General features: G+C 73.3%; 19 protein-coding genes. 13 read left to right on the top strand and 6 right to left on the bottom strand.

Translation table 11 applies throughout. From position 1 onward, the window contains the following. Nucleotides 1-36 precede the first annotated feature (36 nt). Nucleotides 37-540 (top strand): MarR family winged helix-turn-helix transcriptional regulator, encoded by a 504-nt coding sequence (locus tag LEL83_RS11880; RefSeq protein ID WP_198657794.1) that lies wholly within the window; start codon nucleotides 37-39, stop codon nucleotides 538-540. 21 nt (nucleotides 541-561) lie between these two features. Here LEL83_RS11880 and LEL83_RS11885 read toward each other — a convergent pair whose 3' ends face one another. The 4 genes from LEL83_RS11885 to xylA all read right to left on the bottom strand — a co-directional run bounded on the left by LEL83_RS11885 (nucleotide 562) and on the right by xylA (nucleotide 5,556). Next, a complete protein-coding gene (locus LEL83_RS11885) occupies nucleotides 562-1,656 on the bottom strand; it encodes a glycosyl hydrolase family 18 protein (protein ID WP_225558970.1) in 1,095 nt (364 codons plus the stop codon). Nucleotides 1,657-1,757: 101 nt separating this feature from the next. Beyond that, a complete protein-coding gene (locus LEL83_RS11890; RefSeq protein ID WP_225558971.1) occupies nucleotides 1,758-2,747 on the bottom strand; it encodes an acetylxylan esterase in 990 nt (329 codons plus the stop codon). Between the two features lie 77 nt (nucleotides 2,748-2,824). Further along, the gene (gene xylB / locus LEL83_RS11895) at nucleotides 2,825-4,330 is read right to left on the bottom strand and encodes a xylulokinase (RefSeq protein WP_225558999.1); all 1,506 of its coding nucleotides are present in this window, start codon (nucleotides 4,328-4,330) and stop codon (nucleotides 2,825-2,827) included. A gap of 32 nt (nucleotides 4,331-4,362) precedes the next feature. Beyond that, complete coding sequence (xylA, locus tag LEL83_RS11900; RefSeq protein WP_225558972.1) at nucleotides 4,363-5,556, bottom strand: xylose isomerase; 1,194 nt, start codon at nucleotides 5,554-5,556, stop codon at nucleotides 4,363-4,365. 97 nt (nucleotides 5,557-5,653) lie between these two features. On the opposite strand from xylA, the gene LEL83_RS11905 reads away from it, so the two are divergent. The 10 genes from LEL83_RS11905 (at nucleotide 5,654) to LEL83_RS11950 (ending at nucleotide 17,213) form a co-directional block, all read left to right on the top strand. After that, nucleotides 5,654-6,850: a Gfo/Idh/MocA family protein gene (locus tag LEL83_RS11905; RefSeq protein WP_225558973.1), complete on the top strand. Its 1,197-nt coding sequence runs from the start codon at nucleotides 5,654-5,656 to the stop codon at nucleotides 6,848-6,850. Nucleotides 6,851-6,906: 56 nt separating this feature from the next. Further along, entirely contained in the window at nucleotides 6,907-7,554 is a 648-nt protein-coding gene (locus LEL83_RS11910; protein ID WP_263867491.1) for a ThuA domain-containing protein, read from the top strand. Beyond that, nucleotides 7,539-8,651 carry a Gfo/Idh/MocA family protein gene (locus tag LEL83_RS11915; RefSeq protein WP_225558974.1) on the top strand — a complete coding sequence of 371 codons (1,113 nt, stop codon included), beginning with the start codon at nucleotides 7,539-7,541 and terminating at the stop codon, nucleotides 8,649-8,651. Before LEL83_RS11910 ends, LEL83_RS11915 begins: the two co-directional genes overlap by 16 nt. A 34-nt stretch (nucleotides 8,652-8,685) precedes the next feature. Beyond that, nucleotides 8,686-9,735: a sugar phosphate isomerase/epimerase family protein gene (locus tag LEL83_RS11920; RefSeq protein WP_225558975.1), complete on the top strand. Its 1,050-nt coding sequence runs from the start codon at nucleotides 8,686-8,688 to the stop codon at nucleotides 9,733-9,735. 172 nt (nucleotides 9,736-9,907) lie between these two features. Next, nucleotides 9,908-11,179: an ROK family protein gene (locus LEL83_RS11925; protein WP_225558976.1), complete on the top strand. Its 1,272-nt coding sequence runs from the start codon at nucleotides 9,908-9,910 to the stop codon at nucleotides 11,177-11,179. Beyond that, nucleotides 11,176-12,213, top strand: coding sequence for an NAD(P)-dependent alcohol dehydrogenase (locus LEL83_RS11930; RefSeq protein ID WP_225558977.1), 1,038 nt, complete (start codon nucleotides 11,176-11,178; stop codon nucleotides 12,211-12,213). The genes LEL83_RS11925 and LEL83_RS11930 overlap by 4 nt, the downstream gene beginning before the upstream one ends. A gap of 163 nt (nucleotides 12,214-12,376) precedes the next feature. Next, on the top strand, nucleotides 12,377-13,759 hold the full coding sequence (locus LEL83_RS11935; protein WP_225558978.1) for an MFS transporter: 1,383 nt from the start codon (nucleotides 12,377-12,379) through the stop codon (nucleotides 13,757-13,759). Between the two features lie 132 nt (nucleotides 13,760-13,891). Next, complete coding sequence (glmU, locus tag LEL83_RS11940; RefSeq protein ID WP_225558979.1) at nucleotides 13,892-15,325, top strand: bifunctional UDP-N-acetylglucosamine diphosphorylase/glucosamine-1-phosphate N-acetyltransferase GlmU; 1,434 nt, start codon at nucleotides 13,892-13,894, stop codon at nucleotides 15,323-15,325. A gap of 55 nt (nucleotides 15,326-15,380) precedes the next feature. Continuing rightward, a complete protein-coding gene (locus tag LEL83_RS11945) occupies nucleotides 15,381-16,358 on the top strand; it encodes a ribose-phosphate diphosphokinase (protein ID WP_198657805.1) in 978 nt (325 codons plus the stop codon). A gap of 75 nt (nucleotides 16,359-16,433) precedes the next feature. Beyond that, nucleotides 16,434-17,213 (top strand): putative protein N(5)-glutamine methyltransferase, encoded by a 780-nt coding sequence (locus tag LEL83_RS11950; RefSeq protein WP_308009909.1) that lies wholly within the window; start codon nucleotides 16,434-16,436, stop codon nucleotides 17,211-17,213. Between the two features lie 533 nt (nucleotides 17,214-17,746). Here LEL83_RS11950 and LEL83_RS11955 read toward each other — a convergent pair. After that, the gene (locus tag LEL83_RS11955) at nucleotides 17,747-19,351 is read right to left on the bottom strand and encodes a molybdopterin-dependent oxidoreductase (RefSeq protein ID WP_225558980.1); all 1,605 of its coding nucleotides are present in this window, start codon (nucleotides 19,349-19,351) and stop codon (nucleotides 17,747-17,749) included. Between the two features lie 107 nt (nucleotides 19,352-19,458). Here LEL83_RS11955 and LEL83_RS11960 point away from each other — a divergent pair, with 107 nt between their 5' ends. Next, the gene (locus LEL83_RS11960) at nucleotides 19,459-20,160 is read left to right on the top strand and encodes a hypothetical protein (protein WP_225558981.1); all 702 of its coding nucleotides are present in this window, start codon (nucleotides 19,459-19,461) and stop codon (nucleotides 20,158-20,160) included. A 56-nt stretch (nucleotides 20,161-20,216) separates the two neighbouring features. On the opposite strand, the gene gnd is transcribed toward LEL83_RS11960, so the two are convergent. Continuing rightward, a complete protein-coding gene (gene gnd, locus LEL83_RS11965; protein ID WP_225558982.1) occupies nucleotides 20,217-21,674 on the bottom strand; it encodes an NADP-dependent phosphogluconate dehydrogenase in 1,458 nt (485 codons plus the stop codon). 112 nt (nucleotides 21,675-21,786) lie between these two features. Between gnd and LEL83_RS11970 the strand changes: the two genes are divergently transcribed. Then, nucleotides 21,787-22,326, top strand: a complete 540-nt coding sequence (locus LEL83_RS11970; protein ID WP_225558983.1) for a gluconokinase — start codon at nucleotides 21,787-21,789, stop codon at nucleotides 22,324-22,326. The last annotated feature ends 67 nt before the right edge of the window (nucleotides 22,327-22,393 follow it).

Genomic DNA, 22,393 nt, shown 5'->3' on the forward strand with positions numbered 1-22,393 from the left:
CTTTACAGTAAAGCGACTGCACAGTAAAGGAACCTGATGGACGAGATCCGCCCCCTCGAGGTCACGTGGTCGGAGGACGAGGTCGCCGCGATGCACCAGCTCCGCGACTGGGCCGTGACGTTCGACGAACTGCAGCGGCACCTGTCGTCGTGGATGGGACTGCCCGTCTCCGACGCCAACGCACTCGGGCAGGTCGTCTGGGCGGAGCAGGCGGGCACGCCGCTGTCCCCGGCCCGGCTGGCACAGCAGATCGGCATGACGACCGGGGCGACGTCCGTCCTGCTCGACCGGCTCGAGACGGCCGGGCACGTGACCCGGCACCGGGAGAGTGCCGATCGTCGGCGGGTGACCCTGCGCCCGACGGAGTCGGCGCGCGCGGAGAGCGCCCGCTTCCTGGACTTCGCCGGTTCGGAGATCGCGGCCACCGTCCGTGCGACCGACCCACACGAACTGCGGGCCGCGCTCGGGTTCCTCCGGCGGATGACCGCTGCCGCCGCTGCCGCGAACGGTCGTCTGCAGCAGCGGGCCGCCCGCTCCTGACGGCGGCGGCGCGGCGGTCGGTCAGCCGATCGGTTCGATCCGGTCGGACAGGTCGAGCGACCACACGGCGACCCCGGCCAGGCCGAGCCGGTCCGCCAGCTGCACGCGTTCCCGCAACGAGCGCGCGTCGGACCACCAGAGCACCTCGCCGCTGGGCAGGGTCGCGGTCCACTCGCCGACCTTCGCGTCCCACTCCGGGGTCACGCCGGCCTTCCGGACCCGCAGACGGGCCTGGGCGTCGGAGAGCTGTCCGGCGGGACGCTTGCCCTTCCAGTGGTACCCGTAGCCGGCGACCCCGAGCACGATCTGGTCGGCGGGGGCGAGGGTCGCGAGCGCACGGGCCGCCTTCGACGACCAGGCGAGCGAGCCGACCGGCCCCGGCGACCCCGGCTCCCAGGGGCCGTGCTGGTCGTAGGCCATCAGGGTGAAGTGGTCGATCGGCGCGCGGAGGGCCCGGACGTCGTACCCGAGGTCGGCGTACCCGGCAGCCGAGGTCGACGCGGTCAGGGCGATGTCGAGCCGGACGTCGTCGCCGACGGCCGCCCGCAGCGCGCGCGCGAACGCGGTGAGCCCGCGGCGGTCGGCCGGGGTCAGCGCCTCGAGGTCGATCATGATCGAGTCCCACCCGCCGGTCCGGACGGCGGTGGCGAGGGAGCGGACGACCCGGGCGCGGTTGGCCGACGACGTCAGGAGCTTCCGCGCGATCGGCTCGCTGAAGTCCCCGTCGGCCTCGGAGTAGTTGCTGACGAGCAGCTGCGCGGTGCGGTCCGCGGCGTGCGCCCGGTTGCGCTGCGCCTTGGCGGCCCGGGACGGTGCGGTGACCTTCGAGCCCGACCGGTTCAGCAGCAGCCCGTCGACACCGACGACCGTGATGGCCGGCGCGTTGGCGTCGATCAGGGCCGGGTCGGCGTTCTCCGGCTGGAACCCGGTGACGTCGAAGCAGTCGGGCTCCACGGCGGACGGAGTGGCGGTGGACGACACGGTGGCCGACGGCGCGGCGGCGGCACGGTCCTGCTGGCCGGGAGCCGCGCACCCGGTGAGGGTGAGGCCGGCGACCAGCACGACGGCGGTCGCCGTCGTGCGGGGGCGTCGGGGGACGATGGGGTGCGCGCGCAACGGGGGCCTTCCGACGGGGCGGCCCACCGGACGGCCGGGCCTGCAGGCACCATCTTGCCGTGCCGGACGACCCGCTGCCAGCGGCGTCCGGCGCGCCCGTGCTACCGGACGCGGGCGGACAGGAACGCCACCTGTCGCTCCCAGTGCCGGAACCCGCCGCCCTCGTGCCCGTTGTACGGGTACACGGCGATCTCGCGGTCGGTGGACCCCAGGGCGTTGAACGCGGCGAACGTCGTGCGCGGCGGGACCACGTCGTCCATCAGCGCCACCGAGAACAGCGCGGGAGCGGTGATGCCGGGGGCGTGGTTCACGCCGTCGAGGTACGCGGCGGTCGCCCACACCGTGTCCGCCGCGTCCCGGTGCACGGCGAGGTACTGCGCGAGCTCCAGGTACGGCCCGCCGACCGCGACGTCGGTGCCGTTCCGCCAGTCGGCCAGGAACGCGACGTCCGGCAGCACCGCCACCAGGGGTCCGACGTGCGCCTCGACCAGGGCCGCCGCGGCGATCGCGATGCCGCCGCCCTGGCTGCCACCGGTCAGGGCGATGCGCTCCGGGTCGACCCCGGGCAGCGTCCGCACGGCGTCGACGAGCCGCACGGCGTCGGTGTAGACGCGGCGGTAGTAGTGGTCGGCCGGCGACCCGATGCCGTTCGTCATCCAGCCGCTGGCGTGCGGCCCCGAACCGTGCGGGTCCGGTGTGTCGCCGCCGGCCCACCCGCTGCCCTGGCCGCGGGTGTCCATGACCACGTGGACGTACCCGGCCAGGGCCCAGCCGACCCGCTCGCCGGGGCGACCCCGGCCGCCGCCGTACCCGAGGAACTCGACGACGACGGGCAGCGGACCGTCCCCGCCGTCCAGCGGACGCGTCACCCAGGCGCGGACCGGGTCGCCGGCGAACCCGGGGAACGTCAGGTCCTCGACGACGAGACCGGTCACCGGGGTCTCGGCCGGCACGAGGGTCGACCCGACCCCCTCGCCAGCGGTCCGGGCAGCGGCGATCGTGTCCGCCCAGAAGGCGTCGAAGTCGGCGGGACGACGGACGTCCGAGCGGTGGGTGCGGAGCGCGTCGAGGGGCAGGTCGGTCAGTGGCACGGGGTCCTCCTGGGACGGTGATGCCCCCGGCACCCTCGTCGAGGGCGCCGGGGGCGGGTGTCGGTCCGGTGCGTCGGTCAGCGCGCCGCGGCGCGGTACTGCTCGAGCACCTCGGGGTGCGGGTCGGACGGCACGGTGGTCGTCGCGGTGTCCCAGGTCGGCAGGGCGCCGGTGAGCGCCCACGCGGCCTGCTTCGCGGCACCGGCGGCGACGTACTCGCCGGGTTCCGGCACCAGGACGTCGCGGCCGAACACCTGCGCCGCGACGGCGCGCACCGCCGGGTTCCGCGCGGCACCGCCGATGAGCAGCAACCGCTCGACGGTGACGCCGGTGTCCTGCACCGCGGCCAGCCCGTCGGCGAGGGCGCAGAGCATCCCCTCGACGGCCGCCCGGGCCAGGTGCGCCCGGTCGGTGGTCGCCGGCGTCATGCCGAGCAGCGAGGCGGTCGCGTCCGGTCGGTTGGGCGTGCGCTCGCCGACGAAGTACGGCACCAGGACCAGGCCGTCGGCCCCGGCCGGCGCCTGCAGCGCCAGCTCGCCGAGTGCGTCGTGGTCGACGCCGAGCAGGCCACCGATCACCTCGAGCACGCGGGCCGCGTTGAGCGTCGTGACGATCGGGAGGCGCGACCCGGTCCCGTCGGCGAAGCCCGCCACGGTCCCGCTCGGGTCACGCACCTCGGCGTCGCTGACCCCGAAGACCGTGCCGCTCGTGCCGAGGGACACCGCGACGTCACCCGGGCCGAGACCCAGGCCGAGCGCTGCCCCGGCGTTGTCGCCGAGTCCGGCGCCGACGACGAGGCCGGACCGGGCGACCGCGCCGCCGGGCAGCGCGACGTCGGTGGACAGGGTGCCCATCGTCTCGTCGGGAGCGACCACGCGGGGCACGACCACGGCGTCGTCGTCACCCATCGATGCCGGTCGCATCGGCCGCCCGAGCGCGAGCTCGAACAGCTCCGGGTCGTACTCGCGGCGCACCGGGTCCCAGTACGCCGTGCCGCTGGCGTCGGACGCGTCCGTCGCCAGGGCGTCGAGGTCGGGGCCGAGCGGACTCTCGTCCGCCGGGCCGTACCCGCGGAGCCGCCACGACAGCCAGTCGTGCGGCAGCGCGACGGCCGCCACGCGGGCTGCGTTCTCGGGCTCCGCGTCGCGGAGCCACCGCAGCTTGGTGCCGGTGAACGACGCGACCGGCACCAACCCGGTCCGGGCGACCCAGGATTCCCGGCCGAGCTCGTCGACCATCTGCGCGGCCGCGTCCGCACTGCGCACGTCGTTCCAGAGCAGGGCGTCGCGGACCACGCGACCGTCGGCGTCGAGCGCGACCATGCCGTGCTGCTGCCCGGCGATCGCGACGGCGCCGACGTCGTCCAGGCCACCGGCGTCCGCGATCGCGGTGCCGAGGGCGTCCCACCAGTGACGGGGATCGACGGACGTGCCGTCCGGGTGGGTCGCGCGACCCTCCCGGACGACGGCGCCGGTCGCGGCGTCACGCACGGTGACCTTGCAGGACTGGGTCGACGAGTCGACGCCGGCGACGAGCTGGCGCCCGTCCGTGTTCTCAGCCCCTTCGGCGGCAGGCCGCCTCAGCGCGCGGAACGCAGCCGCTGGCGCGTCTGCCGTCAATTCCGCGCGCCCATCAGGTGCTCCATCGCCAGCTGCTGCAGGCGGACGAAGCCGAAGCCCTTGCCGCCGAAGTAGGCGTCGGCGTCGAAGTCCTCGTAGGCCGAGCGGTCGGCGAGGAAGTCGTCGTACGACTCGCCGCTGTTCAGCGTCGGCTTCGACAGCTCGTCGACCTTGGCCGCCGACAGGGCCTCCTGCACCTCGGGGTCGGCACGGAACGCCTGCGCACGCTCCTTGAGGAGCAGGTACATGCGCATGTTGGCCGACGCCGAGTCCCAGACGCCGGTGATGTCCTCGGTGCGGCTCGGCTTGTAGTCGAAGTGGCGCGGGCCGTCGTACGCCGGGCCGCCCTGCGGGGCACCGTGCTCGAGCAGGTCGACGAGCGAGAACGCGTTCTGCAGGTCGCCGTGACCGAACACCAGGTCCTGGTCGTACTTGATGCCGCGCTGGCCGTTCAGGTCGATGTGGAACAGCTTGCCCTGGTAGAGCGCCTGGGCGATGCCGGCCGTGAAGTTCAGCCCGGCCATCTGCTCGTGGCCGACCTCCGGGTTGATGCCGAACAGCTCGGGACGCTCGAGGGTCTCGGTGAACGCGATCGCGTGGCCGAGGGTCGGCAGCAGGATGTCGCCGCGGGGCTCGTTCGGCTTCGGCTCGATGGCGAAGCGGATGCCGTAGCCCTTGTCGGTGACGTACTGCGCGAGCAGGTTGACGGCTTCGCGGTAGCGCTCGAGCGCGGCCTGCACGTCCTTCGCGCTGTCGTACTCGGAGCCTTCGCGGCCGCCCCACATGACGAACGTCGACGCGCCGAGCTCGGCGGCCAGGTCGATGTTGCGCAGGACCTTGCGGAGCGCGAAGCGACGCACCTGCCGGTCGTTCGAGGTGAAGCCGCCGTCCTTGAAGACGGGGGCGGAGAACAGGTTCGTCGTGACCATCGGGACGACGATCCCGGTCGAGTCGAGCGCGCCCTTGAGGCGGTCGATCTGGGTCTGCCGCTCGGCGTCGGTGGAGCCGAACGCGAACAGGTCGTCGTCGTGGAAGGTCAGGCCGTAGGCGCCGAGCTCGTCGAGCTTCTCGACCGCCTCGACCACGTCGAGGGCCGGACGGGTCGGGCCGCCGAAGGGGTCGGAGCCGTTGTAGCCGATGGTCCAGAGACCGAAGGAGAACTTGTCTGCACGGGTGGGCGTCGTTGCCATGGTGGTCACCGTTCGTCGTCGAAACAAAATGTTGCCGCGCCCAACATAAGGGGTAGTGTTGACTCTGGCAAGGACGTGATCGCAAAGGAGCGAGCGGATGGCAAGAGTGTCGACGGAGCAGCAACGACTCCGGGTCGCCATGGTCGGGCACGGCTTCATGGGAGCCGCGCACTCACAGGCCTGGCGGACCGCCCCACGGTTCTTCGACCTCGGGGCCGTGCCGGAGATGGCGGTGGTCGTCGGGCGTGACCCGGAACGCACCGAGGCGGCGCGCGTGCAGTACGGCTGGCAGGCCGCGTCGACCGACTGGCGCGCGGTCGTGGCCGACCCGGACATCGACGTCGTCGACATCGTCTCGCCCGGGTCCTCGCACGTCGAGATCGCCGTCGCGGCGCTCGAGGCGGGCAAGCACGTGCTGTGCGAGAAGCCCCTCGCCAACACCGTCGCCGAGGCCGAGGCGATGACCGCTGCCGCCGAGGCCGCCCGGGCACAGGGCGTCCGGGCGATGGTCGGCTTCAGCTACCGCCGGGTGCCCGCCATCGCGTTCGCCCGGCAGCTGGTGCAGGACGGCCGGATCGGCACGGTCCGCCAGGTGCGTGCGCTCTACCTGCAGGACTGGCTCGCCGACGAGGACGGCCCGATGACCTGGCGGCTCGACAAGTCGCTCGCCGGTTCCGGGGCACTCGGCGACATCGGGGCGCACGCCATCGACCTCGTCGAGCACGTCACGGGGGCGCAGCTGACCAGCGTCTCCGGGCTGCTCGAGACCTTCGTGACGGAGCGCCCCCTGCTCGCCGACGGCGTCGGGCTCTCCGGTACCGCGTCGAGCGAGCGCGGACAGGTCACCGTCGACGACGCCGCGTTCTTCACCGCGCGGCTCGGCGGTGGCGCGGCCGACGGTGCGATCGGCACCTTCGAGGCCACCCGGTACGCGACCGGCCGGAAGAACGGCCTGACACTCGAGATCAGCGGGTCCGATGGCGCGATCCAGTTCGACCTCGAGTCCATGAACGAACTGCGGCTGTACGAGTCGTCGGCGCCGGCGGGGGAGCAGGGCTTCCGCCGCATCCTCGTGACCGAGCCCGAGCACCCCTACATGGCCGCGTGGTGGCCGACCGGGCACCTCATCGGGTACGAGCACACCTTCAGCCACCAGGTGAAGGACTTCGTCGACGCGATCGCGTCCGGCACCGACCCGTCGCCCTCGTTCGAGGACGGCCTGCACGTGCAGCGCGTGCTCGACGCCGTCGAGCGCAGCGCAGCTGCCGGCAGCAGCTGGACGGTGACCTCGTGACCGCCGCGGACGGTACCCGCCGGGCGCTCGTCGTGCGCGGGGGCTGGGACGGTCACATGCCCGTCGAGACCACCGACCTGTTCGTGCCGTTCCTGCGGGACAACGGCTTCGACGTCCGCGTCGAGGACGGCACCGCGGTCTACGCCGACGCCGCCGTCATGGACGAGGTCGACCTGATCGTGCAGGTCGTCACGATGTCGACGATCGCCGACGACGAGTTCGCCGGGCTGCAGCGCGCCGTGCTGGGCGGTGCAGGCCTGGCCGGGTGGCACGGCGGCATCGCGGACGCCTTCCGCAACACCGCCGACTACCTGCACATGGTCGGCGGACAGTTCGCCCACCACGCGGGCAAGCACCCGGACGAACGGGTCGGCGAGCAGTCGGACAACTACATCCCGTACACGGTGCACATCACCGACCTCGGGCACGAGCACCCGATCACGCAGGGCATCGAGGACTTCGACCTCGTCACCGAGCAGTACTGGGTGCTCAGCGACGAGTACAACGACGTGCTGGCGACCACGACGCAGGAGGCCCGGGACTTCGACGCCTGGAACCGGCCGGTCACCGCGCCCGCGATCTGGACCAGGCAGTGGGGCGAGGGACGGGTGTTCGTCTCGGCTCCGGGTCACCGGCTCGAGGTCGTCGAGTCGCAACCGCTCCGCACCATCATCGAACGGGGACTCCTGTGGGCAGCACGGTGAACGAGGGGGTGCTCCGCGTCGGTGTCGTCGGCGTCGGGGTCATCAGCCAGCAGTACTTCGAGCACTTCCCGGCGCTGCCCGGGCTCGAACTCGCCGCCGTGGCGGACATCGACGTCGAGCGTGCCCGGACCGTCGGGGCGGCCCAGGGGGTCCGCGGCACGAGCGTCGACGAGCTCATCGCCGCCGACGACGTCGACGTGGTGCTCAACCTGACGATCCCGGCGGCGCACGCCGACATCGCCACCCGGGCGCTCCGGGCCGGCAAGCACGTCTACGGCGAGAAGCCGCTGGCGATGTCGACGGCCGAGGCCGGCCCCGTCCTCGAGCTCGCCCGTGACACCGGACTGCGCGTCGGCAGTGCCCCCGACACCGTCCTCGGCACCGGCATCCAGACCGCGCGGGCCGCCCTGGACGACGGCCTGGTCGGCACGCCGGTCGGGGCAGCCGTCTCGTGGAGTGCTCCCGGCCACGAGCTCTGGCACCCGGCTCCGGCGTTCTACTACCAGCCCGGCGGCGGCCCGCTGCTCGACATGGGGCCGTACTACCTGACGAGCCTCGTGACGTTCTTCGGACCGGTCGTCCGGGTCAGCGGCAGCGCCACGCGCTCCACCCGCGAGCGGACGATCGCGACCGGGCCGAACGCCGGCACGGCGATCCCGGTCGACGTCGACACGCACGTCGTCGCGGTCCTCGAGCACGAGGGCGGCGTGGTCTCCACGGTCACCGTCTCGTTCGAGGTCTGGGCGACCCGGGCCCCGCTGTTCGAGGTGTACGGCACCGCCGGCACCCTGGGCGTGCCCGACCCGAACCGGTTCTCGGACACCGTGTCGATCGCCACCGCCGACGACCGCTCCTGGCGCGACCTGCCGGTGTCCGCCGGGTACGCCGATGCCGGTCGCGGCTACGGGCTCGCCGACATGGCGCACGCGATCGGCACCGACCGGCCGCACCGAGCCTCCGGCGACCTGGCGTTCCACGTGCTCGAGGTCATGGAGGCCGTCTCGGCCGCCGCCCGTGACCACGCGGTCGTCGACGTGCACTCCCGCGTCGAGCGCCCCGCCACCGTCCCCGCCGGGTCCGCACCCGGGTCCTGGTGACGGACCCCGACCACCGCGAGGAAGGACGACGACGATGACGACGACGGACGCGAGCGACACGACGGGGGCGACCCGGGCCTCCCGGCCGGTCACCCTGTTCACCGGCCAGTGGGCCGACCTGCCCTTCGAGGAGGTCGCCCGCCTGGCGGGCGAGTGGGGGTACGACGGCCTGGAGATCGCCTGCTGGGGTGACCACCTGGACGTCCGGCGCGCGGCGACGGACCCGGAGTACGTGGCGGACCGGCTCGCGATCCTGGAACGCAACGGCCTGCGGGTCTGGACCATCGCGAACCACCTGGTCGGACAGGCCGTGTGCGACGACCCCATCGACCAGCGGCACGAGGACATCGTCCCGCCGCACGTGTGGGGCGACGGCGATCCCGAGGGCGTGCGGCAGCGTGCCGCCGAGGAACTGCAGTGGACCGCCCGGGCCGCGGCCGCGCTCGGCGTCGACACCGTCACTGGTTTCTCCGGATCGTCGATCTGGAAGGCGGTCGCCGGGTTCCCGCCCGCGCCGGCGAGCATGATCGACGCCGGGTACCAGGACTTCCACGACCGCTGGTCGCCGGTCCTCGACGTCTTCGAGGAGGTCGGCGTCCGCTTCGCGCTCGAGGTGCACCCGTCCGAGATCGCGTACGACTACTGGACCGCTCGCCGCACGTTGGAGGTCTTCGCGGACCGGCCGGCGTTCGGGTTCAACTTCGACCCGTCGCACTTCGTCTGGCAGGACCTGGACCCCGCGGCGTTCCTGCTCGACTTCGCCGACCGGGTGTACCACGTGCACTGCAAGGAGTCGGTGAAGCAGCTCGACGGGCGGAACGGACGACTCGGCTCGCACCTGCCGTGGGGCGACCCCCGGCGCGGGTGGGACTTCGTGACCGCCGGGCACGGGGACGTGCCGTGGGAGCGGGTGTTCCGCGTGCTCAACCACATCGGGTACACGGGGCCGACGAGCGTCGAGTGGGAGGACGCGGGCATGGACCGGCTGGTCGGCGGCCCGGAGGCACTGGCGTTCGTCCGGCGGCTCGGGGCGATCGCCCCGCCCGAGGCCTCGTTCGACGCGGCGTTCTCCCGCTCGCGGTAGCGGGCGCGGAGGGCGCGGCGGGTGCGGGCGGCGCCGCGGGGCCGTTGTCCCGCGGTGGGCGACATCCCACGGGCTCCCGACTGCGAAGATCGTCGCTCAGCACGAAGACTCGCGCGCACCCCCGCACGCGGCCGGCACCACACACCACACACCACACCACCGAGGAGGACGCATGGCACAGCAGCCCGCGGCGCCGAGCAACGCCGCACGCGTCCTCCGACTCGTGCACGAGGACGGGCCGATCACCCGCGCCGAGGTCACCCGCCGCACCGGCCTGAACCGGTCGACCACCCTCGCACTGGTGGGTGAGCTGGTCGAACTCGGGCTGCTGCACGAGGACGTCCCGGTCACCGGCGCCCCCGGATCCGGGGTCGGACGGCCGAGCCCCGTGGTCCGCGCCGCCGCCGACGTGGTGGCTGCCGCCGTCACGGTCGAGATCGACGCCGTCGAGGTCGCCCTCGTCGGACTCGACGGCACGGTCCGGGCGCGGCTGGTCGAACCGCAGCACCGCCCCCCGACCGCCGCCGAAGCCGTCGAGACCGTCGGCGCACTGCTCGACGCGGTCCGCACGACCGCCGACCGCAGCCGCGACCGCACCGGGGCGCTCCGGCTCGTCGGGGTGGGCGTCGCCGTCCCCGGCACCGTCCGCGTCGAGGACGGCAGCGTGCAGTACGCACCCCACCTCGGCTGGCACGACGAACCCCTCGCCGGCCCGCTGGCCGACCGGACCGGGCTGCCGATCCGGGCGGCCAACGACGCCAACCTCGGCGCGTGGGCCGAGCGGCTCGCCGGCAGTGGGCGCGGTGTCGACGACCTGGTGTACCTGAACGGTGGCGCGAGCGGCATCGGTGGCGGCGTGATCACCGGCGGCCGACCGCTGAGCGGCGCCGACGGGTACGCGGGCGAACTCGGCCACACGTTCGTGGCCGCGAACGGCGTCCGCTGCCACTGCGGTGCCGTCGGGTGCCTGGAGACCGAGGCGTCCCGCGAGGCGCTCGCCACCGCCGCAGGCACGGCCCCGGACGACCTGGTCGGACTCGCCGTGGCGCTCGCCGCGGGTCGCCCGGAGACCGAGCGGGTCGTCGACCGGCAGGTGGCGGCGCTCGCGACGGCGCTGCGCAACGCGATCCACACCGTCAACCCCGAGGTCGTCGTGCTCGGCGGGTTCCTCGGGGTGCTCCTGGAACACGTCGGCGACCGGATCGTCGACGCCGTCCGGGCGCAGTCGATGACGGGCATGACCGACCGACTGCGCATCGTGCCCGCCGCCCTCGGCACCGACGTGCTGCTCCACGGTGCCGCCGAGATCGGGTTCCGCGACCTGCTGCGCAACCCGCTCGCCGTCACCACCGCCGTCCCCGTGTCCGCACCGGCCGACGGCGCTGTCCCCACAACGACCCAGCACGACCGCGACGACGCGGTCGAGGAAGCGAGAACCGCATGACCTCCATCCAGCGCCAGCGCACCAGCGTGCTGCTCGGCACCCAGGACCTGACCGTCGAGGACCGCCCCGTCCCCGCCGTCGAGCCCGGCGACGTGCTCGTCCGCGTCGCCGCGGTCGGCGTGTGCGGCTCCGACGTGCACTACTACCGGCACGGCCGCATCGGCGACTTCGTCGTCGAGGAGCCGCTGGTGCTCGGCCACGAGCTCGCCGGCACCATCGCCGCCGTCGGCGAGGGCGTCGACCCGTCCCGCGTGGGGGAGCGCGTCGCGATCGAGCCGCAGCGCCCCTGCCACCGCTGCGCACAGTGCCTGGCCGGCCGCTACAACCTCTGCCCGCACATGCGCTTCTACGCGACCCCGCCGGTCGACGGCGCGTTCACCGAGTTCGTCACCATCGAGGCCGAGTTCGCGCACGTCCTGCCCGACGCCGTGTCGTTCGAGGCCGGCGCGCTCCTCGAGCCCCTGTCCGTCGGCATCGCCGCCGTCCGCAAGGCGGGCATCGTGCCCGGCTCGTCGGTGCTCATCGCCGGTGCCGGCCCGATCGGCATCATCTGCGCGCAGGTCGCGAAGGCGTTCGGTGCCACCCGCATCGTCGTCAGCGACCTGGTGCCGGAGCGTCGCGAGCGCGCCCTGCAGTACGGCGCGACCGAGGTGGTCGACCCCACCACGGTGTCCGTCGTGTCGGACATCGTCCCCGTCGACGCGTTCATCGACGCCAGCGGTGCGCCCCGAGCGGTGTCGGACGGCATCAAGGCGGTCGGTCCGGCGGGCGCCGCGGTGCTCGTCGGGCTCGGCAACTCCGAGATGACGCTGCCGGTCGAGCACATCCAGAACCTCGAGGTCACGGTCACCGGCATCTTCCGGTACACGAACACCTGGCCGGTCGCGATCCAGCTGGTCGCGTCCGGACAGGTCGACCTCGACTCGCTCGTCACCGGCCGCTACGGGCTCGACGAGGTGCGCGAGGCCCTCGAGAGCGACACCGACCCGGAGTCGCTCAAGTCCGTCGTCTACCCCGGCGGGGTCCCGGCCTGACCAGGCGGGTACCCGACGCGCCCACGGTGCGGACGGGAGGCGCGGGGCTGGCCCGCCCCGCGCCTCCCGTCCGCACCGGCTCTGCCGGCGGTGTCGGCCCAGCCCGGCACGTGACCCGGAACGGGGCCACCGCCGCGTCACCGGGACGCGCTACGGTTCGCGCATGACCGCTTCACCGGCCGCCGTCGTGCCGCAGCGCACCGACCGGCGCGCGCTCGTCTCCTGGGCGCTGTGGGACTGGGGCTCCGCCGCGTTCAACGCGGTCGTCACCACCTTCGTGTTCAGCACGTACCTGGCGAGCCCGGCCTTCGTCGACCCGGCGCTCGTCGGCGACACGTCGGCGGCGGGCAAGGCGATCGTCGAGCGCGAGCTCGCCCACAACGCCGCCGTGGTGTCGACCGCGCTCACCATCGCGGGGATCGTCGTCGCGCTCGTGGCCCCGGCGATGGGCCGCCTGGCGGACTCGTCCGGCCACCGGCGTCGGTCCGTCCTCATCGCCACGATCGGCGTCGCGCTGTCCATCGGCGGCATGGTGTTCGTCGCGCCGAGCCAGCCGTACCTGCTGCTCGGAGCGGCCCTGCTCGGCATCGGCACCGTCGCGTACGAGATCGCGACCGTCGGCTACAACGCCATGATCGGACAGGTCGCCTCCGGGGAACGCACCGGCCGGGTCTCCGCCATCGGGTGGGCGGCCGGGTACTTCGGCGGGATCGTGCTGCTCGTCCTGCTGCTCGTGCTCTGCATCCAGGACTTCCGGGGGGACGGGGTCGTCGGCGGCCTGCTGCAGCTGCCGGCGACGGTCGCCACCGGCCAGTGGGACGTCCGCGTCGCGATCGGCATCGCCGCTGTCTGGCTGGCCGTCAGCTCGATCCCGCTGTTCCTCACCGTGCCCGAGGCCGTCCCCGACCGCACCCGTGGCGGCGGCGTGCTCGGTGCCTACGCCGACCTCGCCCGCGACGTCGCCCGGCTGTGGCGCGAGCGACGCAACGTCCTCGCGTTCCTGCTCGCCAGCGCGGTCTTCCGCGACGGCGTCGGTGCGGTGTTCACCTTCGGCGGGATCGTCGCGGCCCAGGTGTTCGGGTTCAGTCCGTCGCAGGTCATCCTGTTCGCCATCGCCGCGAACGTCGTGGCCGGCATCGCGACCTTCGTGTCCGGACGCCTCGACGACCGCTTCGGCTCGCGGGCGCTCATCATGGTCTCGCTCGTCGGACTCGCCGTGTGCGGGGTCGGGGTCTTCGCCGCCGGCAACGAGACGCAGTGGTTCTGGGTGCTCGGCCTGACGCTCGCCGTGTTCGTCGGTCCGGTGCAGTCGTCGTCCCGTGCCTACCTGGCACGGCTCGCGACTCCCGGCCGCGAGGGTGAGCTCTTCGGCCTCTACGCCACCACCGGCCGGGCGGCGTCGTTCCTGGCGCCGGCGCTGTTCGGCGTCGCGGTGACCGTCGGCGGGTCGACGCGGTTCGGCATCCTCGGTGTGGTCGTGGTGCTCATCGCGGGGCTCGTGCTGATGGCGTTCGTGAAGCCGGAGCCGGCGGTGGCGCGGGCCTGAGGGTCGGCGGGGCGCCGCCACGGCCTGGAGGCCCGGTGCACGTCCGTCCACCGGCTGCGGTCGTGCCCGCGGTCGCGCACAGGGCCGTGGTCGGGTCCGGCGCTCCGAGCCGCGGTGCGCCAGGATGGGTGCATGACCGACCAGCGCATCGCCGTCGTCGTCCTGGCCGCCGGGCAGGGCACGCGCATGAAGTCGTCCACGCCCAAGGTGCTGCACCGGCTCGCCGGGCTGCCGCTCATCGGGCACGTCCTGCGCACGGCGTCGTCGCTCAGCCCGGAGCACGTCGCCGTCGTCGTGCGGCACGAGCGCGACCGGGTCGCGGCTGAGGTCGTCGAGCGGGCACCCGACGCGATCATCGTCGACCAGGACGACGTCCCCGGCACCGGCCGGGCGGTCGAGGTCGCGGTCCAGGCACTGCCGGCCGACTTCGACGGCGCGGTCGTGGTGTTGTCCGGCGACGTCCCGCTGCTCGACGCCGCATCGCTCCGGCTCCTCGTCGACGCCCACGTCGGCGGCGGCAACGGCGCCACGTTCGTGAGCGCGATCGCACCGGACCCCACCGGCCTCGGGCGCATCGTCCGCGACGCCGACGGGGCGTTCGTCGGGGTCGTCGAGCACAAGGACGCCACCGACGCGCAGCGCGCGATCACCGAGACGAACGCCGGCATCTACGCCTTCGACGTCGCCCACCTGCGTGCCGTGCTGCCCGCGCTCACCACCGCCAACGCCCAGGGCGAGAAGTACATCACCGACGCGCCGACGCTCATCGCCGGTCGCGGTGGCATCGTCGACGTCGTCACGCTGACCGACCAGTGGCTCGTCGCCGGTATCAACGACCGCGCCCAGCTGTCCGACGCCGCCCGGGAGCTCAACGCCCGGATCGTCCGCCGGCACCAGGTCGCCGGCGTCACGGTGCAGGACCCGGCGACCACCTGGATCGACCTCGACGTCACCATCGAACCCGACGCCGAGATCCTGCCCGGCACCCAGCTCGTCGGCGCGACGGCGATCGCCGCCGGTGCCGTCGTCGGGCCGGACACCACGCTCCGCGACACCGAGGTCGGGGCCGGCGCGACGGTGAACCGGGTCGACGCCACCCTCGCGGTGATCGGTGACCGGGCCTCGGTGGGGCCGTTCGCCTACCTGCGACCGGGCACGATCCTCGGCGACGACGGCAAGATCGGCACCTTCGTCGAGACGAAGAACGCCCGGATCGGCCGGGGCAGCAAGGTGCCGCACCTGTCCTACATCGGTGATGCCGAGGTGGGCGAGGACTCCAACATCGGGGCGAACACGATCACCGCGAATTACGACGGTGTGCACAAGCACCGCACCGAGGTCGGCTCGAACGTCCGCACCGGCTCGCACAACGTGTTCGTCGCCCCGGTTAGGATTGGCGACGGTGCGTACACCGGCGCCGGGACGACCGTCCGCAAGGACGTCCCGGCGGGATCGCTCGCGATCAGCTACGCCCCACAGCGCAACACCGACGGATGGGTCGAGGAACACCGACCCGGCACACCGGCGGCCGAGGCTGCTCGGCTCGCGAACGGCGAACAGGTCTGACGGCTCTCGGGCCGATCATCACGGCCCCGCGTGGGTCAGGGAGTGAGCACCGCACTTGTCCGGAATCAAGACAACCGGCCAGAAACGACTCGTCCTCGTCTCAGGGCGAGCACACCCGGCGCTCTCTGCCGAGATCGCGGAGGAGCTCGGGGTCGACCTCGTGCCGACCGACGCGCGGACCTTCGCGAACGGTGAGCTCTACGCCCGCTTCGACGAGTCGGTGCGCGGCTGCGACGCCTTCGTCATCCAGTCGCACACGGCGCCGATCAACGAGTGGCTCATGGAGCAGCTCATCATGGTCGACGCGCTCAAGCGTGCGTCGGCGAAGCGGATCACCGTCGTGGCGCCGTTCTACCCGTACGCCCGACAGGACAAGAAGGGCCGCGGGCGCGAGCCGATCTCGGCCCGTCTCGTCGCCGACCTGTTCAAGGCCGCCGGCGCGCACCGCATCATGAGCGTCGACCTGCACGCCGCGCAGATCCAGGGCTTCTTCGACGGCCCGGTCGACCACCTGTTCGCGATGCCCGTGCTCCTCGAGCGCTTCCGCGAGATCCTCGACCCCGAGACCCTGACGGTCGTCTCGCCCGACATGGGCCGGGTCCGCGTCGCCGACATCTGGTCCGAGAAGCTCGGCGCCCCGCTCGCCATCATCCACAAGCGGCGCGACCCCCTCGTGCCGAACCAGGTCTCCGTGCACGAGATCGTCGGCGACGTCAACGGTCGGGTCTGCCTGCTCGTGGACGACCTCATCGACACCGGCCGCACGATCGCCAAGGCCGCCGAGGCGCTCAAGAACGCCGGGGCCACGGGCGTCGTCGTCGCGGCGACCCACGCGGTGTTCTCCGACCCCGCCACCGAGCTGCTGCAGAGCGAGTTCATCGACCGCGTGGTCGTGACCGACACTCTGCCCCTGCCGGAGGAGAAGCGCTGGGACCGCCTCGAGGTCCTGCCGATCGCGCCGCTCATCGCCCGTGCCATCCACGAGGTCTTCGACGACGGCTCCGTGACGTCGATGTTCGACGGCGCAGCGTAGCGGAGCCGTCGAACGAATGGGCACAGCCGACGGCGCTGCACCGTCTCGTCATCGTGACGAGTCTGCGAGACCCTGGTGACCCACCCCGCGCGTGACGCCCTCGCGGCCCGGCTCCGGGCCGCGGGGAGCGTCTTCGCCGAGGACGAAGCCGACCTGCTGCTCGAGGCCGGGGACGGTGAGCCGGTGCGACTCCGGACCCTCGTGCAGCGTCGGCTGGTCGGGGAGCCGCTCGAGTACGTGCTCGGCTGGGCGGCCTTCGACGGGCACCGCATCCGCGTGACACCCGGGGTGTTCGTCCCGCGTGCCCGGACCACCGTGGTGGTCGAGCACGCCGCACGCCGACTCCAGCGGTACGACCGTGTGGTCGACCTGTGCTGCGGCGCGGGGGCGATCTCGGTCGCGCTGTTCGGTCGCGTCGGCGCGCTCGACCTCGTCGCCACCGACATCGACCCCGATGCCGTCGGCGTGGCGGCCGAGAACCTCGGTGACCGCGGCATCGTCGTCGCGGGTGACCTGTTCGCCCCGCTGCCCGAGCGCTTCCGCGGCGCGGTCGACGTCGTCGCGGTGAACGCCCCGTACGTGCCGACGGCGTCGATCGACCTGATGCCGACCGAGGCCCGCGAGCACGAGCACCGCGTCGCGCTCGACGGCGGCGGTGACGGCCTCGACCTGCACCGCCGGATCGCCGCGGGTGCGGGGGAGTGGCTCCGCCCCGGTGGCGCCGTCGTCATCGAGGTGTCCGAGGCGCAGGCGTCGGTCTCGGCGGGACTCTTCACGTCGGCCGGCTTCGATGCCGTGGTCGAGCGGGACGACGAGGTCGACGGTACCTGCGTCGTCGCGACCCTGCCCGCCTGACGTTCCCGCGCACGTCCCGCGCGCGCGGGCGGCCGTGCCGATCGGTCACGACCTGCCGCCTCTGTCCGCCGAGGCGGCACGTCGTGTCGCCCGCGCGTCCGCGAACCGACAGGTCCTGCACCTTCGGCGCGACGCACGTGGCGTGTCGCGCGGCCAGGGCGAGGCGCGGGGCGGGCCGACACCGCGCCTCCAGGCCGTCGGGTGACGGGAGCGCGTCCGCACCGAGCGGTCACGACACGCCGCTCAGGTCCGCCGAGGTGCACGACCCGTCGCCCGCGCGTCCCCGAACCGACACGTTGCGCACCCGCGGCGCGACGCACATGGCGTGTGGTGCGCCCAGGGCGAGGCGCGGGGCGGGCCGACACCGGGCCTCCAGGCCGTCGGGCGACCGGAGGACGTCCGCACCGAGCGGTCACGACGCGTCGCTCAGGTCCGTCGAGGTCGCACGACGTGTCGCCTCCGAGCCCGCGAACCGACACCTTCCTCACCCGCGGCGCGACGCACGTGGCGTGTCGCGCGACCCGCCAGCGGCGTCAGCGCGCGTCGACCGTCACCGAGTGCCAGCCGGTCGCACCGTTCGGTGCCGGCGGCCGCTCCACGCTCGTCTGCACCTGGCCGTCGGCGCTGATCGCCCGCACCTCGATCCGGTGCGACCCCTCGGTCGGCGTCCACCGCAGCACCCACTGCCGCCAGGTGTCGGCCGACGCCGAGTCGGCGAGCTCCGCGCGCTGCCACGTGTTGCCGTCGACGCGGACCTCGACCGCCTTGACGCCGGTGTGCGGCTGCCAGGCGACCCCGGCGATCGCGACGCGCTCCCCGGCCGTGACGGTGGTGCCGTTCCGCGGGGTGTCGATGCGGGACTCCAGCTTGACGGGCCCGCGCTCGGACCACCCGCGGGGCGTCCAGTACCCCTGCGCGTCGGCGAACCGCGTGACCTCGAGCTCGGTGACCCACTTCGTCGCCGAGACGTAGCCGAACAGCCCGGGCACGACCATCCGCACCGGGAAGCCGTGCTCGGCGGGCAGCGGCTCACCGTTCATCCCGACGGCGAGCAGCGCTGCCGTCCCGTCGTCCTGCAGGACGTCGAGCGGGGTGCCGGCGGAGAACCCGTCGACGCTCCGCGAGAGGACCATGTCGGCGCCGGCCGTCGGCCGCGCCCGTGCGAGCAGGTCGCGGATGGGGTACCCGAGCCACCGGGCCGTGCCGATCAGGTCGCCGCCGACCTCGTTCGAGACGCAGCTCAGCGTGGCGACGTGCTCCTCGAGCGGCAGGGCGAGCAGCTCGTCCCAGCGCAGGGTGATCTCCTGCTCGACGGCACCGTGCACGCGGAGCGACCAGTCGGCGGGGTCGACGGCGGGGACCCGGAGCGCCGTGTCGATCCGGTAGAAGTCGGCGTTCGGGGTGAGGTACGGCGTGATCCCCTCGACGTCGAGCGACGCACCGGCGGGCACCGCGGGCCCGCGCACCGCCGCGCCAGGCAGGCGGACGGCCCGCCTGGCAGCGGCGGCCGCCTGCATCGCGGACGACCCCAGCCGGGAGGCGGTGCCGACCACGACCGCGACCGTCGCCGTCGCGACGCCCCAGACGAGGAACGCGCGGCGCTCCACCGAGGCGGGCCGCGGTGACGCCGTGGGCACGGCCGCCGCGGCCTCCCACCGGCGGAGCCGACGGAGCACCACGCGCAGGACGACCACGGCCGCCGCCACGCCCAGGACCGTGGGAGCGCCGTCGAACGTGCCGCTCCCCGACCGGGTGCTGACCGCGAGCAGCGCGAGCACCCCACCGGCGGCGAAGACGAGCGCACCGAACGGAGGGCGCGCTCGTTCGAGCACCCCGGCCCCGGCGCTGATCGCGACCACGAGCACGGTCATGAGGACGAACAGGGCGACCTTGTCGCCGGTACCGAACAGCGCGACCATCAGGTCCTTGGCGCCCGGGGGAGCGAGGTCGATCACGGCCGAGCCGACGGCGACGAGCGGACTCCCCGCGCCGCCCAGCAGGAGCGCCCCGAACTCGGCGACCCCGAGGAACGCGGCGGCGGCGACGACGCCCACCGCTGCCGCGAGCAGGGCCGGTCGTCGCAGCGGAGTGGTGCTCGGCTGCACGGTCGGCTCGTCCGTCGGCGTCTCGGTGGTCACGGCACGAGCGTAGGTCGCGGGGCCGCTCGTCGGCTGTGCGCGGGCTTCCCCCGGCGTTCACCGCCCCTGGCCAGCAGGTGGCGCGCAGGTCGTGGGAGGATCGGTCCGTGCTGCAGCGTCCCGATGGTGTCCCGCGGTCCGGCCGTGCGCGGGGGACCGGACGCCGCCCGACGTCACCGGCCCGACGCCTCTCGACCCTGCGCTGGGTGGTCGTCGGTGTGTGGCTCGCGCTGCTGGTCGCCCGCATCGTCGTCGTCGCCGTCGTCCCGGGTGCCGACCTGTCCTGGTACGGGATCGTCGAGTTCGGGGCGATCGGACTCGGCGTCGTGGTGATCGTCGCCGCGGTCGTCCGGACGGCGGTGGCTCGACAGCGGCACGCGGACGAGGCCCTCGCACTCGCCATCCGTCGCATCGATCCCACCGTCTGGCTCGTGCCCGCTGCGCCGACGCCCGAGCTGCAGGAGGCCGTGGCCGAGGTGCGCCCGGAACCACGTCTCGGTGCCCGGGTCACCTGGGCCTTCGGGGCGACCGAGGCATCGCTGTGGGAGCTCGACGACCGCCGGGCGACCCGGCTGCTCGTGATCCGGTGGAGCCGCGTCGTACACGTCGGACTCGAGGACGTCCCGGTCGCGCGCGACGCCGCCCGACGAGGCTGCGCCGTCGTCATCCACTACGTCCGACCGGACGACCGGCCCGCCGTGACGTCGTTCTTCGTGCGGACGGGGCCGGGGTCACGCCGACTGGTGGGGCGTGGGCCCCGGCTGGAGCGGCTCGTGGCCGACCTGGCGCGGGAGCGCATCGTCGCCTGAGCGCACCGAGGGCCCCGCGATCGGCGAGACCCTCGGCACGCGGCCCGGCGGCACGGTCAGTGGGTCGACGGCTCCTGCTCGACCTCGCGGCGGTCGTCGTCCGACCACAGCGTGTGGAACGTGCCCTCCTTGTCGACGCGCTGGTACGTGTGGGCGCCGAAGAAGTCACGCTGCCCCTGGATCAGGGACGCCGGCAGCCGGTCGGATGCCAGGGAGTCGAAGTACGACAGCGCCGACGAGAACCCCGGAGCGGGGATCCCGGACGCCGCCGCGATGCCGACGATGCGTCGCCAGGCCGCTTCGCCCTCGGCGACCGCGTTCGCGAAGTACGGGTCGACCAGCAGGCTCTCGAGCGAGGGGTTCTCGTCGTACGCCTCGACGATGCGGTTGAGGAACTGGGCGCGGATGATGCAACCACCGCGCCAGATCTTCGCGACGTTGCCCAGGTCGATGTCCCAGCCGTACTCCTCGGCCCCGGCGATGATGAGGTCGAAGCCCTGCGCGTAGGCGACGACCTTCGACGCGTACAACGCCGCGCGCACGTCGTCGGCGAAGGTGTCCGGCACCGGGGCGACGTCCGGACGGCTGCGCACCGACTGCTGGACGGCGGCACGCTGCGTCGGCTTGGAGGACACCGCACGGGCGAACACCGCCTCGCCGATGCCGGAGACGGGGATGCCGAGCCCCACGGCGTTCTGCACCGTCCACACGCCCGTGCCCTTCGAGCCCGCGGCATCGCGGATGACGTCGACGAGCGGCTTGCCGGTGTCGGCGTCGGTCTGCTTGAGCACCTCGCCGGTGATCTCGATCAGGTACGACTCGAGGTCGCCCTTGTTCCACTCGTCGAAGACGCCGACGAGTTCCTCGACCGACAGCCCGCCGGCGCGTCGGAGCAGGTCGTAGGACTCGGCGATCAGCTGCATGTCGGCGTACTCGATGCCGTTGTGCACCATCTTCACGAAGTGGCCGGCGCCGTCGGTGCCGATGTGGGTCACGCACGGCTCGCCCTCGGCCACCGCGGCGATCGACTTGAGGATCGGGCCGAGGGTCTCCCAGGCCTCGTCCGATCCGCCCGGCATGATCGACGGACCCTTCAGCGCGCCCTCTTCGCCGCCGGAGATGCCGGTGCCGACGAAGTTCAGGCCCTGCTCGCGCAGCTCGTGCTCGCGGCGGATGGTGTCGTGGAAGTTCGCGTTGCCGCCGTCCACGATGATGTCGCCCGGTTCGAACCGCTCGGCCAGCTGTCCGATGACGGCGTCGGTGCCGGCTCCCGCCTGCACCATGATGATCGCCGTGCGCGGCTTGGCCAGGGACGCGACGAAGCCGTCGATGTCCTCCGACGCGATGAACCCGGCGTCGCCGTGCTCGTTCAGCAGCTCCTCGGTCCGGGCGTACGTGCGGTTGTAGACCGCCACGGTGTTGCCTTCGCGCGATGCGAGGTTCCTCGCGAGGTTGGACCCCATCACTGCGAGTCCGACGACCCCGATGTTCGCCTGACCGTTGTTGTCTGCCACGAGCGTCTCCTTCGTCCTGTCGGTGGCGCCCAACCTACGACCGCTGCCCTGGAACTGCACGGGTGTTGCGGCAACTGGGGACCACTGCCCGGACGGTGAATACTGTGGAGGGATGACCGAGCGCGCTGTCCACCCGCCCGTCCTCGTCATGGGGGTCTCGGGCTCCGGCAAGTCGACCGTCGGCCGAGCCCTGGCCGACGCGCTCGTGGCACGGGGCGAGCCGTGCGTGTTCGTCGACGCCGACGACCTGCACCCGGCCGCCAACAAGGAGAAGATGCGCCAGGGCATCCCGCTCACGGACGACGACCGCTGGCCCTGGCTCGACGCCTGCGCGGCACGCGTCGCCGCCGTCGAGGCGGACGGTTCGCGCTGCGTGATGGCGAACTCCGCCCTGAAGCGCGTCTACCGCGACCGACTCCGCGCGTCGGCACCGGGTCTCGTCATCGCGTTCCTGGACGGATCCCGCGACCTCATCGCCGAGCGGCAGGCCCATCGCCACCACGAGTACATGCCGACGTCGTTGCTCGACTCGCAGTTCGCGACGCTCGAGCGGCTCCAGTCCGACGAGGCCGCGGTCGACGTGGACATCGACGGATCGGTCGACGACACCGTGCGGCACATCCTGGCGGCACTCGCCGTCACCGCGGCCTGAACCGGGCGTCGACGACTCGGCGCTGTTCCTGCACAGGGCCTGGCCCTGCTTCGGCCGTCCCCAAGAA

The organism is Curtobacterium oceanosedimentum (assembly GCF_020297365.1).
Classification (GTDB): Bacteria; Actinomycetota; Actinomycetes; order Actinomycetales; family Microbacteriaceae; genus Curtobacterium.